14 protein-coding genes (1 of these 14 only partly in view) are annotated in these 16,055 nt (G+C 60.7%); 6 read left to right on the top strand and 8 right to left on the bottom strand.

Annotated features, from left to right (window positions below; translation table 11 throughout):
* The 3 genes from ACOQOQ_RS08030 to ACOQOQ_RS08020 form a co-directional block, all read right to left on the bottom strand.
* Positions 1-1,175: the 5' portion of an MORN repeat-containing protein gene (locus tag ACOQOQ_RS08030; RefSeq protein WP_420569615.1), read on the bottom strand. 661 nt of this gene lie to the left of the window's left edge; 1,175 of the gene's 1,836 nt are visible here — the first part of the coding sequence; its start codon is at positions 1,173-1,175; its stop codon lies beyond the left edge, outside the window.
* Between the two features lie 69 nt (positions 1,176-1,244).
* Positions 1,245-2,894 (bottom strand): AmmeMemoRadiSam system protein B, encoded by a 1,650-nt coding sequence (gene amrB / locus ACOQOQ_RS08025; protein WP_420569614.1) that lies wholly within the window; start codon positions 2,892-2,894, stop codon positions 1,245-1,247.
* The gene (locus ACOQOQ_RS08020) at positions 2,891-5,857 is read right to left on the bottom strand and encodes a caspase family protein (protein ID WP_420569613.1); all 2,967 of its coding nucleotides are present in this window, start codon (positions 5,855-5,857) and stop codon (positions 2,891-2,893) included. Before ACOQOQ_RS08020 ends, amrB begins: the two co-directional genes overlap by 4 nt.
* A 166-nt stretch (positions 5,858-6,023) precedes the next feature.
* Between ACOQOQ_RS08020 and ACOQOQ_RS08015 the strand changes: the two genes are divergently transcribed.
* Positions 6,024-6,587 carry a DUF4202 domain-containing protein gene (locus ACOQOQ_RS08015; protein ID WP_420569612.1) on the top strand — a complete coding sequence of 188 codons (564 nt, stop codon included), beginning with the start codon at positions 6,024-6,026 and terminating at the stop codon, positions 6,585-6,587.
* Here ACOQOQ_RS08015 and ACOQOQ_RS08010 read toward each other — a convergent pair whose 3' ends face one another.
* Positions 6,588-7,577 carry a zinc ABC transporter substrate-binding protein gene (locus ACOQOQ_RS08010; RefSeq protein WP_420569611.1) on the bottom strand — a complete coding sequence of 330 codons (990 nt, stop codon included), beginning with the start codon at positions 7,575-7,577 and terminating at the stop codon, positions 6,588-6,590. It lies immediately after the preceding gene.
* A gap of 94 nt (positions 7,578-7,671) precedes the next feature.
* Here ACOQOQ_RS08010 and ACOQOQ_RS08005 point away from each other — a divergent pair, with 94 nt between their 5' ends.
* Genes ACOQOQ_RS08005 through ACOQOQ_RS07990 form a run of 4 tightly spaced genes read left to right on the top strand, consistent with a single transcriptional unit; the run spans position 7,672 to position 10,474 of the window.
* The gene (locus ACOQOQ_RS08005; protein ID WP_420569610.1) at positions 7,672-8,154 is read left to right on the top strand and encodes a Fur family transcriptional regulator; all 483 of its coding nucleotides are present in this window, start codon (positions 7,672-7,674) and stop codon (positions 8,152-8,154) included.
* Complete coding sequence (locus ACOQOQ_RS08000) at positions 8,151-8,912, top strand: ATP-binding cassette domain-containing protein (RefSeq protein WP_420569609.1); 762 nt, start codon at positions 8,151-8,153, stop codon at positions 8,910-8,912. Before ACOQOQ_RS08005 ends, ACOQOQ_RS08000 begins: the two co-directional genes overlap by 4 nt.
* A complete protein-coding gene (locus ACOQOQ_RS07995; RefSeq protein WP_420569747.1) occupies positions 8,912-9,715 on the top strand; it encodes an iron chelate uptake ABC transporter family permease subunit in 804 nt (267 codons plus the stop codon). Before ACOQOQ_RS08000 ends, ACOQOQ_RS07995 begins: the two co-directional genes overlap by 1 nt.
* A gap of 57 nt (positions 9,716-9,772) precedes the next feature.
* A complete protein-coding gene (locus ACOQOQ_RS07990; RefSeq protein ID WP_420569608.1) occupies positions 9,773-10,474 on the top strand; it encodes a CbiX/SirB N-terminal domain-containing protein in 702 nt (233 codons plus the stop codon).
* Here the strand turns inward: ACOQOQ_RS07990 and ACOQOQ_RS07985 are convergent.
* The 3 genes from ACOQOQ_RS07985 to ACOQOQ_RS07975 form a co-directional block, all read right to left on the bottom strand.
* Positions 10,463-11,674, bottom strand: a complete 1,212-nt coding sequence (locus tag ACOQOQ_RS07985) for an NAD(P)/FAD-dependent oxidoreductase (RefSeq protein WP_420569607.1) — start codon at positions 11,672-11,674, stop codon at positions 10,463-10,465. The two genes, ACOQOQ_RS07990 and ACOQOQ_RS07985, sit on opposite strands and share 12 nt — an antisense overlap.
* Positions 11,674-11,997, bottom strand: coding sequence for a 2Fe-2S iron-sulfur cluster-binding protein (locus ACOQOQ_RS07980; protein WP_420569606.1), 324 nt, complete (start codon positions 11,995-11,997; stop codon positions 11,674-11,676). The genes ACOQOQ_RS07985 and ACOQOQ_RS07980 overlap by 1 nt, the downstream gene beginning before the upstream one ends.
* A gap of 74 nt (positions 11,998-12,071) precedes the next feature.
* Positions 12,072-13,238 carry a cytochrome P450 gene (locus tag ACOQOQ_RS07975; RefSeq protein ID WP_420569605.1) on the bottom strand — a complete coding sequence of 389 codons (1,167 nt, stop codon included), beginning with the start codon at positions 13,236-13,238 and terminating at the stop codon, positions 12,072-12,074.
* A gap of 135 nt (positions 13,239-13,373) precedes the next feature.
* Here ACOQOQ_RS07975 and ACOQOQ_RS07970 point away from each other — a divergent pair, with 135 nt between their 5' ends.
* Complete coding sequence (locus ACOQOQ_RS07970; RefSeq protein ID WP_420569604.1) at positions 13,374-14,291, top strand: helix-turn-helix domain-containing protein; 918 nt, start codon at positions 13,374-13,376, stop codon at positions 14,289-14,291.
* Here ACOQOQ_RS07970 and ACOQOQ_RS07965 read toward each other — a convergent pair.
* Positions 14,274-15,830 (bottom strand): hypothetical protein, encoded by a 1,557-nt coding sequence (locus ACOQOQ_RS07965; RefSeq protein WP_420569603.1) that lies wholly within the window; start codon positions 15,828-15,830, stop codon positions 14,274-14,276. The genes ACOQOQ_RS07970 and ACOQOQ_RS07965 overlap by 18 nt on opposite strands.
* Between the last annotated feature and the right edge of the window lie 225 nt (positions 15,831-16,055).

Here is a 16,055-nt window from a genome sequence, read left to right as displayed (position 1 = left end):
GTGTTGGGGGGCATGGTGTGGCGCTCTTCCCACGGGACATTGTCTGGGTTGCGGAAGCCCACGCGCGCGGTGGCATTCTGGACCTCGCCCCAACCATAGTTCAGGAAGTTGAACGAGGGGCGAAAACCCACGCAACCACTATGTTGTTGCACGGCCAGCACAGGGCGCAGATGCGGCACGCTGTATTCCACCGCAAGGTCCAGTGATTTCAGGCGCACCCGGCTGCCGTCATTAGTCTTTATCCGGAACTGCGTGTGGGCGCGGTTCTTTTGCCATTCGGAATCGCCCATCATGGCATAGGCAAAGAAGCTCTCGATCTGGTCCGAACCATTCCAGGCGTCGCGCCACAGATCGTTATTGGGGACGATCAGCACCTCTCCGTTCTGAACGATATGGGTATAGGCAACCTCTTGGCCGCCAGACAGGCGCGGATCGACGATCACCGACATATCCACCTTACCCGCAGCGCCGCCCGATTGCGCGGGCAGAACGCCAGCCAGACGGTTGTCGGCAAAGACCACGGGCCGGGTCGAGGACAGCTGGGTCCCCATCTGCATCACCACATCATAGGTCAGGCCGCCAGGTTCGACAATTTTGCCCGCGCCATCACGCTGCCCCAGCTTGAACGGGCCGGTATAGGTCCAGCCCTCGGCGGCGCGATAGACGCCATCGCCATGCGGTTGGCCATCCACGAATTCCCCTTCATAGCGGTTGCCCAAAGCATCCAGATGCGTGCCCTGCCCCTGCAACGCACCCACGTTCCACGTACCCGCGTAAAACGAGCCGTCACGATAGCTGAGCCGCCCCTGACCATGGAAACGACCGTCTTTCAGGTTGCCCTCATATGAATGGTGCGTGGTCCGCGGGTCATAGCTGGCCGCACCGGGCACACGCCACGAAACGCGGCCCGAACCATGGGCGAACCCCTCGGGCGTGACGCCGGGCCAATTGCCGGCGGCGGGCTCCCACGTGAACTCCAGCCCCATTTCGGGGTGCGGATCCAAAACGCTGACCATGCGGCGGGTGACCTCGCGGCTGATCGGGTCATAGATCACGTGCAATTTCTGCTGGATCGCGGGATCAGAGCTTTGCTGAGCCAACCCGACCGAACCGGACACAGCCACCATTCCTGCCAGGATTGCCCCGGTTACCCATCTCTTAACCCTGTAGGTCATGCCATCATCCCTTTCGCGACTTGTTACCCGAAAGCTACAAGGCGAAAAGCGCTCGCGACAAGAGCTAACTCACTTGGATTGGGTCAGTTCGAACAAATGCGGCAATGCCAAAGGCCGGACGGATACGGTGCCTTGTGGAAACACCCGCACCTCGGCCAGTCCGCCCGAGCTGTGGGGCGGCATCTGATCGAACAGGAAGTTCCCCAAAGAGTGCAGCACCACGGTATCGCCCCCACCCAGAACCTGCGCACCGTTGCTGACCGCATGAGGATGCGCGCCAATGATGGCCGCCACCCCGCGCTGGCGCAGCGCCTCGGCGATCCATTCTTCGCGCGGCCCCGGCGCGGTCACAAACTCGCGCCCCCAGTGCAGCATGGCCAGAACCGGCGTTTGCGCATCCGGCAGAACCGCACTGTCCAGCAATTCAGGCGTCAGCCGATCCACCGAGGGCAGCGCCCGTCCATCCAGATCGGTCAGCCCGACCATGGCCACCCCCATCATCCGCAACACCTCGCCCTGACCGAAATGGGCGATCCCCATTTGGTCCAGCGCACGGCGGGTCTCGGTCAGTCCGGTTTCGCCGATATCGCGGGCATGGTTGTTTGCCAGTGACACCGCGACCACGTTCAGCCTTTGCGCCCAGTCCTGCACGATCCCCGCCGGCATCGCCAACACCATGTGATCCAGCCCCGTCGGCATGTCCGGCAGCAGCACCCCTTCCAGGTTCAGCACAAGGGGCAGGCCCTTGGTCGCACCCAGCGCGGCCTTGGTCACGCGTTCGGCAATCAACTCGTCACTTAGCAACGAGGGCAGCACCCGCCCCAGGAACAGGTCCCCACCGATAACAAAGCGCTGCGCCCCGAACAGCGGTGGGGCATCTACCCCTTCGGGCACATAGGCTGCTGTGACATAGCTGGTCGTTTCAGCGATGAACCGATCGTAAAGCTCTTGCATATTGGCATTGGCCACCACCACCGGGGCCGCGCCTTGCTCGGCCATCAGGGTCATGGCGATATACATGGCACCAACCGAATCCACGTGATCGGGCTGCACGAAGCGCGCGGCGGCCTCGGTATCCCCGGCCGATAGCACATTCAGAACCTGCTGGTCGCGCAGACGGGCCTGATGCAGCGGCATGTAATGCGAGAAATCCGTGACCTGCAAAACCACCGTCCCCGGCTGCATCAGGGGACGCAGCCGCGCGATCATTTCGTCCCATTCATCGCGGCCCGAATTGATCGAGACCGCAACCGGCACAATCGGCACCCCAGGCATCAGGCGCGCCATGAAAGGCAGGGCCGCACGAATGCCATGGTCTTTTTGGAACAGGCAACTGTCCTGGACGATCCCCCCCAACAGGTTCTCAACAGCCTGCGCATCCGTCGGGACCTTGCCAAAGATCGTGTCGAACCCGCGTATCGTGACCGCGAACGGGGTCTTCGATTGATAGAAGTGGTCCGGAAAAAGCACGACGGCGCGCGTCACCTGATCCCCCGAAGTCATGCGGATCGCCCCAGCCAGAAGTTCGGGCATTTCCAGATGATGCGGCAGGATCGCCCCGCGAATGCCGGGCACTGGCGCTATGCCCTTGGCCCGTTCCAAACCGGCCTGAAACACGTCGGCCCTTGTGTAGAAGGGGGTAAAATCCTGCGCCGGACAATCGGCCCGCGCCATCCCCGCGCACAGCACCCATAGTATAATGTATAGAAGGCCCCTCACTTTGCCCCCTGCGCCAACAGGAAGTTCGAGGTCTGCGAGATGTGATAGAACGGTTCTTGCGCCTTGTTACTCAGCCGCACGACCTCGTGATAGACATAGTCGGCCAGACCCAACAGGCGCACGCCATCACCAGTTTTGTCCGCCCCGCCGCGCAGGCCCTGCAGCATCGCATAGGTAAAAATCCCGTGCCCCAGATCGGCCCGTTCGCCCGCCGTGTTGTTCGCCGCCGTCGCCGAGAACACAACGACCCGCGCATCTGCGGCCTCTTTTTCCAGCTTGGCGTTAAAGGCATTAGCCGCGTGACAGGTATCCAGCACCAGAATGCGGCGGCCTTGGGCAAAGGATATCTCTTCCTGAATGACGCTCCAATCCACGAGCGAGGACGTGCGCCAGCGATCACCACGTTTCTGGGCGTTCGTGGGCAACAGGAAATACTGTTCCTCAAGGTTCATGCCATGGCCAGCGACGAAAATCACGGTGGTATCCTCGGGGCCGGGTTGTGTCAGGAAATCGACCAGCTCGCCCGTAATGGCGCGTGCCTCGGGTTCCAGAACGTCCAAGGGATCCATATGCAGGGACAGCGCGGCCTGGCGCGGGGCGTCCTGCTCAAGCACCTCGTTGTTCACCATCACCAGCGTTTCCATGCCCGTATACAAAGGTGCCGTTCGTTCTCGCAGCACGTTCAGAAACTCCAGCGCATCGGCAACCGGATAGCGCAAATCACACGGCTTGCCACCACAGGCATCGGGCAGCTTGGGATAGTTGTTGATCCCCACCACGGCGACATACAGCTTACCCTTTTTCTCGATCTTCGTCTTGCGTTTAAACAGGGCCACGGCGCTGCGTTCGGTGACATAGCCAAATTCATTCTGGCCGCTGACGGTGATCTGGTTTTCGCCGTCTTCCAGCGGGACGTTATACAGCAGCTTGCCCGCGCTACCTCCTGCGCGCACCGGATGCACCCGGCGGTCGTTGACCAGCACCGAGTAACCCCAGCTTTCAACCTCTTCCAGCGATGTGCCGGACACCTCGATCACTGCGAAACCATCGGGCGCCTGCATCTCGCCTGCGACACGGATGTTGAATTCGGGAGGTTTGCGGGTCAGCAGCTCGTCCAGCTCGTTGTCCCGCCCCCGCAGATCCAGCGCCGCTTGGCTGGCCGAGCCGATCAGGATCGCCCGCCGAACAATCTCGGGGCTGTGCAAATGCTGGCGCAATTGCCGTGCGCGGACATATCGCCCTTCGCGGTCCTGCCCCTGATTGATGTGCCAACCAACCAGCCGATCACCATTGGGGGATGAATGAAAATAGCCCTGCGGCGTCCAGATAATCCAATCGGTCCCCGCAAAGAACATCGAGGCTATCAGCTCGCGCGTTTCAAGGTTCCACAGCTTTAGCGTCTGATCGCGGCCGCCGCTAAGAACCCGATTGGCGCGCGGGGCCACAGCCAGCGCCAGAATATCGCTGGTGTGGCCGATGAATTCGCCCGTGCTGGTTCCCGACAGATCATGCACCAGCAAAATCCCGTTGCCCCCGCCCAGAATGATCTGATCCTGCCCCGACACGAAACTGTAGGCGCTGTGGTAATAGCCGTCCTCGGGGCCTTTTACGATCGCAGTATCGCCCAGTTGCATGCGCGAGCCTTCGAAGCCGCTGCCCGGCTCGCTGCCCAGCGTCACCGTCAAATCCAGATGCTGTGTCAAGGCGCGGTTCAGACGCGCAGCCCCGCGCGGCCCCGGTTTTTCAAAGCTGCGCTCTTGTGTTGGCAGCTCCATTTCCTGCGACAGGGAGCCCAGAACATCCGGGCAGATTGTCAGCTCGGGGCACGGGTCGTCACTGCCCCACCCGATCCGGTCCGCCTGCGCGCTGATCCCGACCGAGGCCACCGGCGCGCCGACCCCGCCCATCTGCGCAACACCCGAGCCCGTTAGCGTGCGCCAGACATGTAATGTGTGCAAGCGTCCACCGGCGGTGAGAGTCATGTCTGTCCCTGGCATCAAGGCCGAGGCATGGATGCCGACCTCTTGCGCGTCATACTGGGCAATTTGCTGCCCCAAGGACAGTGACCAGACCTCGGTTCCATACTTGCCCGCGCAGCGATAGCCACAGCTAAGTGTCAGAACATCCCCCGCCAGCGTCATCGCGTCCACACGGAAAGGGCGCTGGGGCAGCTCTTGCAGAACCGATCCGGTCGCGGCATCGCGCAGCGTCACCTGACCCTGATCATTGGCCAGCGCAAATTGCGACCCATCGGGGCTGACGGCTACGGCGACCAGCGGGTAGTCCCACAAAGCCTCGTCATCCGGCGCGGTCACGGGCTGGCCACTCTCCAGGTCCCAAATTCTGAGCCCATAGTCATAGGTGGCCGCGATCAGGCGCGTTCCACCCGCGGCATAGTTTACCTCGGATACCCGCCAGGACTGCGTGTCCAGAACAGGCAAGGCCGTGGGAGCATCGGAAAAAGGCGCCGACCAGCGCCAGATTTGCCCACCCTGCCCCGAGGCCGCCAGCTCGTCGCGCACCGGGTCATAGGCCAACGCTTCGACCATATAGTGGTGCCCCTTCAGAACCCTCACCATCGTGCCGCTGCGTAGGTCGAAAATGCGGATGTCACCAAAGGGGCCTTCGGTGTCCAAATGACCCGAGAAATAGCCTCCGACGGCAACTTTTGTCCCGTCCGGAGACAACGCCACCGCATTCACCAACCCTTCGTTGCCCGGACCGATCTGACCACGCAGGATGGAGGTGGTTTCACCGCTTTGCCAATCCCAGACCCGCACCGTCTTGTCATCTGCCGCGCTGACGATCACCGCACCATCTGCGCTGACATCCACATCGCGGATGGTGGCACGGTGCCCGCCGGTATCCAGATCCAGAAAAAACGAAGGAACCTGCGCCAGACCCGCCACTGCCGATCCGGCCGCACATGCCGCTGCCAATGCTATCGTTCTGAAAAATTTCATGAACGCAGTCGAACCTCGTACACCCCGCACGCGCAGGGCAAATTATCTTGGTTCAAGTCGTACCTCACAATCGGTGACGAACGAAACACATTCTGGGGACATCCGGCTTTGCAGTGGGCGCAGGAGCGATATACTGAAGCCTGACTTTGTTCCTGAAAGGCCGCCCATGACTGACCGTCTGTCCCTTGTCCTGTCCGCCATTGACGCCGCAAACGCCGCTGACCCCACGGTCGAGGACGGCCGTCCCGCCGCTCAGCTCTACGGTGAACGCATGACATCCGAGTTGGAGCGCCTTTTCCCTGATGCCTCAGAGGTCCTGCAAATCGCTTCGCGTGGGCAGCATGTGGAACGCTGGCTGCTGCCCCGCAAGGACTATCCCGAGGGGCGCGCGGGCTATCTGGATTGGCGCAAGGAACAGGGCCGCCGCCACGGTGAACGCCTTGCCGGAATGATGGCAGAGGTGGGGTATCCAGCCCAGGATCAGGCCCGCGTCGGCGTGCTGCTGCGCAAAGAACATATCAAGCGCGACGCCGAGGTCCAGGCGCTTGAGGACGTGATCTGCTTCACGTTTCTCAAGTGGTATTTCCAGCCCTTCGCAGGTACGCAAACCCCTGAAGCGCTGGAAAAAATCGTGGCCCGAACGGCGCGAAAGATGTCCGCCGAGGGCCGCGCGCGGGTGCTGGAAGAGTTCGACCTGCCAGCCCCCTTTGATGCGGCCTTTGGTGCCTGATTATTCCAGGCAGCCCAGAATACTGGCCGAGAGTTTGCGCATGGTCTGACCGTAATGTTCGGGCCCCAGATCCAGCCCGACACCCAGCGGATCGATCTGGGCAACTTTCACACCGGATTCCGACACGGCGCGGATCAGGCCCGGATTGAACTGAGGTTCAGCGAACACGCATGTGACCCCGGTTTCGCTGACGGCATCGCGCACCTCGGCCACCCGCGCGGCGCTGGGGTCAACCGCATCCCCTACTGAAATGGCACCAGTGGCGGCCAGGCCAAAGCGGTTTTCGAAATAGTGATAGGCATCGTGAAACACCACGAAGCGCAGGTCATGGGCCGCATCCAGATCCTGGGCAAGCTGGGCGCTCAGCGCCTCGATTGCTTCAATGCCTGCGGCCGCGTTCTTGGCATAAGCACCCGCGTTTTCAGGATCGAGGCGCGACAGCTCGTCCGCAATGGCCTGCGTCCAAACGATGGCGTTCACCGGATCCAGCCAGGCATGGGGGTCGACCCCGTCATGGGCGTGATCATCGTGGCCATGTTTGTCGTGGTCATCGTGGTCATCATGGTCGTCGTGGCCATGTTTGTCGTGGTCGTCATGATCATCATGACCGTGCGCCTCGTCGTGATCATGTCCCTCGAACGTTGCTGTCTCGCGGAACTCCAGCTTCAGCGTGGCCTCCAGCTCTAGCAACTCGACCGAGACCGCCTGCGCGGCCAGCGATTCCATCGGCTGCTCCATCCAGGGGGTCAGGGCCTCGCCAATCCAGAACACAGCGTCAGCGTCGCTTAGCGCACGCGCCTGAGAGGGGCGCAGCGCATAGCCGTGCGGCGAAGCACCCGGATCGATCAGCATGGTGGGCGCGCCCACGCCCTGCATCACTTGTGCGACCAGCGAATGCACCGGAGCGATATCAGTCACGACCTTGGGGGCCTCGGCCCAGGCGGGGGCGGCCAGCGACGCGGTGGCGGCGACCCAAACGAACGAACGCATGTCTTACCTCGTGTAATTGTATAACATAACGAGGGTTGATACTTGTTACATTATCTCATATCAAGCACAAAATGCCCTTACCGAAAGGCACCCCATGGATCCTGTCGGATTTGCCAAACATGACCACCACAGTTGCATTCAGGATAGCCTGAGCGCGGTCGAGAAAATGTGCACCGAAAACGGTTTGCAGTTCACGCCTGTGCGGCGCCGGGTGTTGGAAATCCTGCTACACGAACACCGTGCCCTGGGCGCCTACGAAATTCTGGACAAGCTGCGCGCCGAGGGCCTGGGCTCGCAGCCGCCCGTGGCCTACCGGGCACTGGATTTCCTTGTATCCAACGGGTTTGCCCACAAGATCGAGCACCTGAACGCCTTTACCGCCTGCACTCATCCGGGCCAGGATCACACACCGATGTTCCTGATCTGCCGGGCATGCAACTCGGTTGCCGAGGCAGCAGCGCATGTCTCTGCTGACACTTTGGGGAAAACCGCCCGCGCCGAAGGTTTTGCCATCGAGAAAGCCGTGATCGAGGCCGAGGGCCTGTGCCCCAACTGCCAACAGAAAGCCCCGGCATGAGCCTGATCGACGTGCAAAACATTACCGTCCGCGCCAATGGGCAGCCGATTCTGTCTAACGTGGATTTCCGCGTGGAAGCAGGCGAAATCGTTACTGTGGTCGGGCCCAATGGCTCGGGCAAATCCACGTTGCTAAAGGCAATCGTCGGGGCCCTGAAACCTCAGACAGGTCAAATCACGCGCGCGCCGGGGCTGCGGATCGGCTATGTCCCTCAGAAGCTGCACATAGATCCTACCTTGCCGCTGACCGTGGGCCGGTTCCTGAACCTGCCGCACCGTGTGCCCCTGCGGACCGCCCGATCGGCCCTGGCCGAGGCCGGCGCCGAAAACCTGATGGACCGGCAGATGTCCAACCTGTCCGGAGGCCAGTTTCAGCGCGTCCTTCTGGCCCGCGCCCTGCTGAACGAGCCGCACCTGCTGATTTTGGACGAGGCCACCCAAGGTCTGGACCAGCCCGGCTCGGCCGCGTTTTACCAGCAGATCGAGCAGGTCCGACGGGATATGGGCTGCGGCGTTCTGATGGTCAGCCACGAACTGCATGTGGTGATGGCGGCCTCGGACCGGGTGTTGTGCCTGAACGGGCATGTTTGCTGCGAAGGCAAGCCGGAACATGTTGCCTCGGCCCCCGAATACCGGGCGCTTTTTGGCACCGGAACCCATGGCGCGCTGGCGTTGTACCGGCATGAGCATAACCACACCCATGATGACGGGTGCGATCACGACCATTCCCATGATCACTCGCACGAGGCCGCACAATGATCCACCTTCTGGACGATTTTCTGGTCCGGGCCGCCCTGGCTGGTTTGGGTGTCGCTCTGGCCGCCGCACCGCTTGGTTGCTTCGTCGTCTGGCGCCGGATGGCCTATTTCGGAGACGCCACGGCCCATGCGGCCATCCTGGGCGTTGCGCTTTCACTGGCGTTTTCCACTTCGATCTTCGCGGGCGCGCTGATCGCGGCGCTGCTTATGGCCACAACGGTTTCAGCCCTCAGCGGCCGGGGCTTTGCCATGGACACGCTGCTGGGCGTTCTGGCCCACAGTGCGCTGGCGGTGGGTCTTGTCGCAGTTTCGTTGCTTGATGGCATGCGGATCGACCTGATGTCCTATCTGTTCGGAGACATTCTGGCGGTCAGCCAAACGGATCTGGCCATTATTTGGGGCGGTACTGCCCTTGTTCTGGCGCTGTTGTGGTGGCGCTGGTCGGCGCTGCTGCTGGCCTCGCTGAACCAGGATCTGGCCTATGCGGCGGGCGTAAATCCCCGGCGCGAACAGATGATCCTGACACTGGCACTGGCCTTGGTCGTGGCCGTTGCGATCAAGGTCGTCGGCGTGTTGCTGATCGCCGCGCTGCTGATCATCCCGGCCGCCACCGCCCGCCCCTTTGCCGCCACGCCCGAACGTATGGCCGGTATTGCTGCGCTGCTGGCGGGACTGTCTGCCTTGGGTGGTTTGCAGTTATCCTTTGCCTTTGACACGCCGACCGGCCCCACGATCGTAAGCCTAGCCGCCGCATTGTTCACACTGTCAGCGCTGGGAAATGCCGCCGCTCGGCGCATGGGCTAGGCTTGCCCCCTGTGCGCAGCGCTCTATCTTGGGCGCTGAGCAGACGGAAAGATGATGATGACCCTCACCTCCCGCGCAGCCGTGATCGTGGCTCATGGCAGCCCTTCGGATCCGGCCCCACAAGAGCGTGACCTGCAGGCCTTGGCCGTCAAGGTGAACGCCGCCTTGCCCGGCTGGGAGATCATGGGCGCCACGCTGGCCGCCGAAGGGGCGTTCGATGCTGCCGTGAAATCGCTGAATGCCCCGCTGATCTACCCCTATTTCATGGCGCAAGGCTATTTCACCGGCCGCGTCCTGGCCCCGAAATCCAAGGATCTGGGTCTGCGCCAGTTGCGCCCCTTTGGGGTCGAGCCAGGCCTGGCCGATTGCGCGATAAAGGAACTGCAGACCGTGCTGAAAGACCGCGGCTGGCAGGCCAAAGACACGGGTCTTCTGGTGGCGGCTCACGGCAGCGCGGTGTCGCGCACCAGCGCCAACAGCACTTATGCTATGGCAGCAACGCTGCACTCACGAATGGGGTTTCAGCGCACCCGCGTGGGATTGATCGAAGAGCCGCCCCATGTCGAAACCATGGCCGCAGGGATGGGTCAGGCGATCTGCCTGCCCTTTTTTGCCCTGAACGCAGGACATATGCTTGAAGACATGCCCCAGGCTCTTGGCGCAGCCGAATTCACTGGCGCGCAGCTGCCGGCGATGATCGACTGGGCCAGCACCCCGAACCTGATCGCCGACAGCCTGATGCGAGCCTCAGAGCAGTGATTTGAGCTTGAATCCGATATCTGCGGCCTGTTCAGGCGTGGGGCTAATCCCCGCCGCCAGCAGCTTGCGTCCCATCATATGATCGGCGGCAGCGTTGACGCTGTCGATGGCCCGCAACTGCCCATCCCGGAAATGCAAAAGCGAGAACTTCTTGGCCTTTTCGTCTCCGCGCAGGACGGTTTGGTCACAGCCATCCTGCAAGCCAACCATCTGAAGTTTCAGATCATATTGGTCCGACCAGAACCACGGAACCGTGTTATAAGGCTTGGGATTTCCTGCAATCGCTGCGGCAACAATCCGGCCTTGGTCAGCGGCGTTTTGCACCGATTCCAACCGCATCAGCTTGCCAGAAAAGGGGTTTGCATAGGCCGCCACATCGCCCGCCGCAAAGACATGCGGGTCGGACGTGCGTCCGTTTTCATCCACGACAATACCGTTGTCACAGGTGATGCCCGCAGCTTCGGCCAGTTCGGAGTTCGGTATGACGCCGATACCGACCACAACCAGTTGCGCAGGATAGCTGCTGCCATCTTTGCAGGTCACGGCGTTGACCGCGTCCTCGCCTTCGAACCCGGACACGAAAGCATTGCAGACCACGTTCACCCCGTGGTCCTGATGCACGCCGGTAAAATAGTCTGACAGCTCTTCAGTCACGACACGGCTCATCACGCGCGGCGCGGCTTCAAGCACGGTGACCTCTTTGCCCAGTTTGCGGGCGACGGCGGCGAATTCCAACCCGATAAAGCCCGCACCAATCACGGCCACGCTGTCCACATCGGCCAGTCGCGCCTCGATCCCGTCCACGTCAGCCAGGGTCTTCAGGTAAAAGATCCCCTCTAGGTCCGCGCCGGGCACAGGAATTTCACGCACACGGGCACCTGTGGCGATGACCAGATCATCATATGCCAGCGATGTCCCATCCGACAAAGTCACCTGACGCGCCGCAACATCCAGACCCGTCACCGCGACATTCACACGCAGATCAATGTTTTGATCGGCATAGTATTCGTCGGTCCGAAATCTCAGGCGATCCTTGTCCGTTTCGCCCAGCAAATAGGCCTTGGACAGCGGCGGGCGTTGGTAAGGGGCATAGGGCTCTTCGCCGATGATGGTAATCGCGCCGTCAAAGCCTTCTTTGCGCAGGGATTCGGCGGTCTGATAGCCAGCCTGACCCGCACCGATGACAACCACACCGGACATCAGCTTTGCACCTCGGGCAGACGGATCACGATGCCGTCCATTTCGGGCGTTACCTGAATCTGGCAGCTCAGGCGGCTGTTCTCCTCGCGCGGGGATTCGGTGCAATCCAGCATGTCGTCTTCGGTTTCAGACATGGGCGACAGCTTGTCCATCCACGGCTCATCGACATAGCAGTGGCAGGTCGCACAGCCGCACGAGCCACCGCATTCGCCTTCGATTCCGTCCACACCGTTCAGCGTGGCGCCTTGCATCAGGGACCAACCGGCGGGCAGCTCGACTTCGCGCTGGGTACCGTCAAATTCAACATAAGTTACCTTGGGCATCTTGGTGTTCCTTCTTTCAGATATGCGAACGGCGGCGCCGAGGGGACAGCGCCGCCGCATCAAGGCAGTTTTGGTTACGCGACCGACAGCTGAAGCTGCATCGGGCTGCGGAAGTTCGAGGACGGCACCCAGGGCAGTTGCTCTTGCATCCGCTCGAAGTTGGGATAGCGCCCCAGGAATTCTTCAAAGGCAACCTTACAAGCCAGACGCGCAATCGCGGTGCCCAGGCAGGCATGCACACCGCCGCCAAAGCCCAGGTGGCCGCGCGGTTTGCGGGTGATGTCATAGACATCCGCGTTTTCACCCCAGCGGCGATCGTCGCGGTTGCCCGAGCCATAGCACAGCATCACGAAATCACCGGCTTTCATGGTCTGGCCGTGAATGTCCACGTCCTTTTGCAGGCAGCGGCGGAAGCGTTGCGCCGAGGTGTTGAAGCGAAGCGATTCTTCCATCGCGTCCGGTATCAGCGACAGATCCGACGCCACAGCCCGGCGTGCATCTGCGTGATCGGCCAGGTTCAGACCCATCATCGCCATAAAGCCCGACAGGCTTTCGATACCAGCCATGATCAGCGTGGTCACGGTCAGCTGAACCTCTTTGTCCTTTAGCTTTTCACCGTCGATTTCAGAGGTGATGAAATTGGACAGCAGGTCCTCGCCCGGGTTTTTCTTGCGCTCTTGCACCAGGTTTTCGGCATAGTTGGCCATCCACTCGTAGGCGGCCAGATGCTCGGGGCCCTTTTTGCGGGTCTTGGGGTCGGTCTGCACCATCAAAACGGCGTTGTCGCGCACCTCGTCCTGACCTTCGGCCGGCATGGCGAACAGGTGGAACAGCAGATCGACCGTCACCTTCGACGAATAGTCGTTGACGAAATCAAAGGTTTTCTCACCGGCCAGCGCGTCCAGATGCTTACGGCACACAGCTTGCGTCGGTTCGACCAGATACTCCAAAGCGCGTTTCATCACGGCCTTCTGGATCAGGGCGCGCAGACGGTCGTGGCGCGGCGGATCGGTGGTCCCCAGCGTGTTCCCGGCGCGGTTGGGCAGTTCGTCGACCAGGTTGCCCTTGGCCGAGGAATAGGTCTGCCAGTCGTTCAGCGCGGTCACGATATCCTCGTGGCGGGAATAGACCCACATGCCGGCCTCTTCGGACCAGAAACAGGGATGTTCATCCCTTAGGATTTTGTAAAATGGATGCGGATCGGCGTCCATCGCGGGGGAATAGGGATCGAAGCGAAACACCTTCTTGGGTCCTCCCATGACGTGGTTGGTGTTAAATCTGATGCCTCGTTGTCCCATGACCCCGCCGGTTCCAGCAATGGACGCCATCCCGAATCTTTGGTACTTTTCGTTCATTTCAGCAGTTGCAGGGCCAAAATGGGAAAACCGGACGAAGTCTCGATCTATGGGCTATATGGCGAGGAAACCCCCGAGGATGACCTTAGGTTCGTCCATATCGAGGCGATTTCCACGCGTTCCACCCTGTATGACTGGCAAATCAAACCGCACGCCCACCATGGCATGTTCCAGATTCTGTTCCTTGCGGGCGGTGGGGCAAAGGTGATGATCGATCAGGGATTGTACAATATCGTCGCCCCGGCGGTCATATGCATCCCCGGCGGCACCGTGCATGGTTTTGAGTTTTTCCCGCAGACCGAAGGCTGGGTGCTGACCATGGGCGACAGCTTGCTTAGCGCGGGACAGGATTCCAGGGTGCGCGAACTGATCCATCCCCTGCTGATTGCACCCGTCGTGCTGCCGCTTTCGGACAGCCCCAAAACAGTGACGCTTATCAGCTCGATGCTGGACAAGATCGAGGGCGAGTTCAACCTGCCCCAGCCCGGACGCGGAGCAATGTTCGACTGGATGATCCAGATTATCCTGTTGGAAATCGGGCGTCGCCAACAGCCCGAAACCTCGGGCACGGGACAGAAAAAGCGGCACCGCAAGTTCCAACAATTCCGCACCCTGCTGGAGCAGAACTATAAATCCCACTGGACGATCGAGGATTATGCAACCCAGTTGGGGATGACGACGTCACGGCTGAACCGGCTGTGCCGCACCATGACCGGTAAAACGATCGGCACGGTGATCCAGGACCGCCTGATCCTAGAGGCGCAACGGCTGCTGACCTACACAAACGCCACGGCCACCATGGTTGCCTTTGAAACTGGGTTCCGGGATCCGGCCTATTTCTCGCGGTTTTTCAAGCGGCGCACCGGGCTGTCCCCGGTCGAATTCCGCAAAACACAAGAACAGCGCAGTTGGGCAAGTCCGTCAGGCGCGCAGAGCTAGCAACAACAAGGACAGCAAACCGAACAGGAATGTCACCGACACCAAAAGCGACAGCACCAGTTGTTCATAGGTCAGGGCGTCGCGCTCTTTCTGCTCGGTCTTCCAAATAGGCGAGAAACGCTGCATCAAATCCACCGGCAGCAGTGACATGTACAGCACCGCCACCGCCGTCACTACGGCGAAGAAATCGTACATGTCGTCACCGCCCGTCCGGAACAGGAACAGCAACGCCAGCGCGCCAAACGCCAGTGTCCACTGGACAAAGATGTTCTGGCCATAACTTTCAAACGCCTGAGATTGCTTGACCGTCATCGCTTTTTCACGGTCTTGTGCCGGACCGAACAGACGGTCTCCGTCTCGTGACATTCGGTCGATCAAAAAGGCTGCCAGAATGCCGAACAAGCCCAGCAGAACGGCTACCAGCTCGACCTGCAAAGGCGTGCCCAACCCGGGTGAATACAACACAACCGCAGAGGCAACGCAGATGCCTCCGATCGCAAACCGAAACGCCGTCGAGTGTTCGTAGGTCGCGGTCAGCACATAGTTCGCGGCCAGCACCAGAATACACCCAAAAAAGGCGAGCGACCCGATACTGGGAATAAAATCAAAGGCATACAGCGCCAGAAGCGTCAGGAAAGGGACGAAATAGTAAAGCAGGTTCAGATTGGCCTTGCTGGCCAGCGTGTTCCCAATAGTCGAAAAACTGCCACCAATTGCCACCAATGCGCCCGCCGCCAGCAGGACAGGCCAAAGCGGTTGAAGCAGGGCCGCGTCCGGCAGCATCACCGTACCCGTCGACACCAGCCCGATCAGTAACACCGACTGAATCGCGATGGTGAAAATGCGCAACAGCATTGAAGACATTGCTCCGCCCGCGATACGTGCAGCTTGTTCATTGATATTTGCGTCTGTCTGCAACCGTCGAGCAATCCTTTGGCCATTTTCCGTCCCCAACACAAAGGACAACCCCATGGCGATGGGTGACAGGACCGCCATAACCAGACCCGGCCAGTTTACGGTGTCCCCCATTTCGGTGTGCGCGCCCTCAGAGACCGCACCGGAATAGGCCAGAATCAAAAGACCGATTGCCCCGATAACGAAAAAAACAACGGTCGTCGGCCGGCCCTGCCGCGCTACAAAGGCGCCTTGCCTGTCTTTGCGCAACTTCCACGACGCGACAAGGAACACCGTGCTCCATAGCTCGTACAGAACTGCCCCGGTCAGCACGAGCCCCGACTGAATGGCCAGAAACAGAAACCCATACCCCAGGTTGTTCAACACCGCGTTGGCAAAGCCCAGCTTCAAAGCCTGTGATGTCGTAGCCAGGCGAAGCAAACGCGTCCATTTCATGGTCGCTCCACCACGCCCCAATCGCCCAAACAGAAATAGGCTGGACGCCACCAGCACCAAGGCACTGACCACGCTGATCGTTAGCAAGAATACCGGGGTTGGCACCTGCGCGGGGGGCAGCATCGCGATGACCAGAGGGAACAGAGCGTAGGAAAAAACCGAAATCAGAATAAGGATGTAAGGCAACATGCAAGGACAGTCTCTTGGTGGGGCCGGTATGCGGCACACATACTGCAGAACCCTATCCGAGAATTCCCCCGGCAGGGAGTGGTATTGTGCTAACCGATCAATGAGCGACGCAGTCTGGTTAGGCGGGGTCAGGACGGATGGCCCTGCCCTTTGGGATGATCGCGCACGAAACCCTGATTCCGCAGCCCGAAAATGGCCCGAAACGGAAAACGCCAGCGCATCTGT

The organism is Thalassovita sp., assembly GCF_965218685.1.
GTDB lineage: Bacteria > Pseudomonadota > Alphaproteobacteria > Rhodobacterales > Rhodobacteraceae > Thalassobius.
This window is presented reverse-complemented; position numbering and strand designations above follow the sequence as displayed.

Excerpts from the sequence above, each read along its gene's own strand:
- ACOQOQ_RS08020 (WP_420569613.1), bottom strand. The coding sequence starts at position 5,857 with ATGAAATTTTTCAGAACGATAGCATTGGCAGCGGCATGTGCGGCCGGA.
- ACOQOQ_RS08015 (WP_420569612.1), top strand. The coding sequence starts at position 6,024 with ATGACTGACCGTCTGTCCCTTGTCCTGTCCGCCATTGACGCCGCAAAC.
- ACOQOQ_RS08010 (WP_420569611.1), bottom strand. The coding sequence starts at position 7,577 with ATGCGTTCGTTCGTTTGGGTCGCCGCCACCGCGTCGCTGGCCGCCCCC.
- ACOQOQ_RS08005 (WP_420569610.1), top strand. The coding sequence starts at position 7,672 with ATGGATCCTGTCGGATTTGCCAAACATGACCACCACAGTTGCATTCAG.
- ACOQOQ_RS08000 (WP_420569609.1), top strand. The coding sequence starts at position 8,151 with ATGAGCCTGATCGACGTGCAAAACATTACCGTCCGCGCCAATGGGCAG.
- ACOQOQ_RS07990 (WP_420569608.1), top strand. The coding sequence starts at position 9,773 with ATGACCCTCACCTCCCGCGCAGCCGTGATCGTGGCTCATGGCAGCCCT.
- ACOQOQ_RS07985 (WP_420569607.1), bottom strand. The coding sequence starts at position 11,674 with ATGTCCGGTGTGGTTGTCATCGGTGCGGGTCAGGCTGGCTATCAGACC.
- ACOQOQ_RS07980 (WP_420569606.1), bottom strand. The coding sequence starts at position 11,997 with ATGCCCAAGGTAACTTATGTTGAATTTGACGGTACCCAGCGCGAAGTC.
- ACOQOQ_RS07970 (WP_420569604.1), top strand. The coding sequence starts at position 13,374 with ATGGGAAAACCGGACGAAGTCTCGATCTATGGGCTATATGGCGAGGAA.
- ACOQOQ_RS07965 (WP_420569603.1), bottom strand. The coding sequence starts at position 15,830 with ATGTTGCCTTACATCCTTATTCTGATTTCGGTTTTTTCCTACGCTCTG.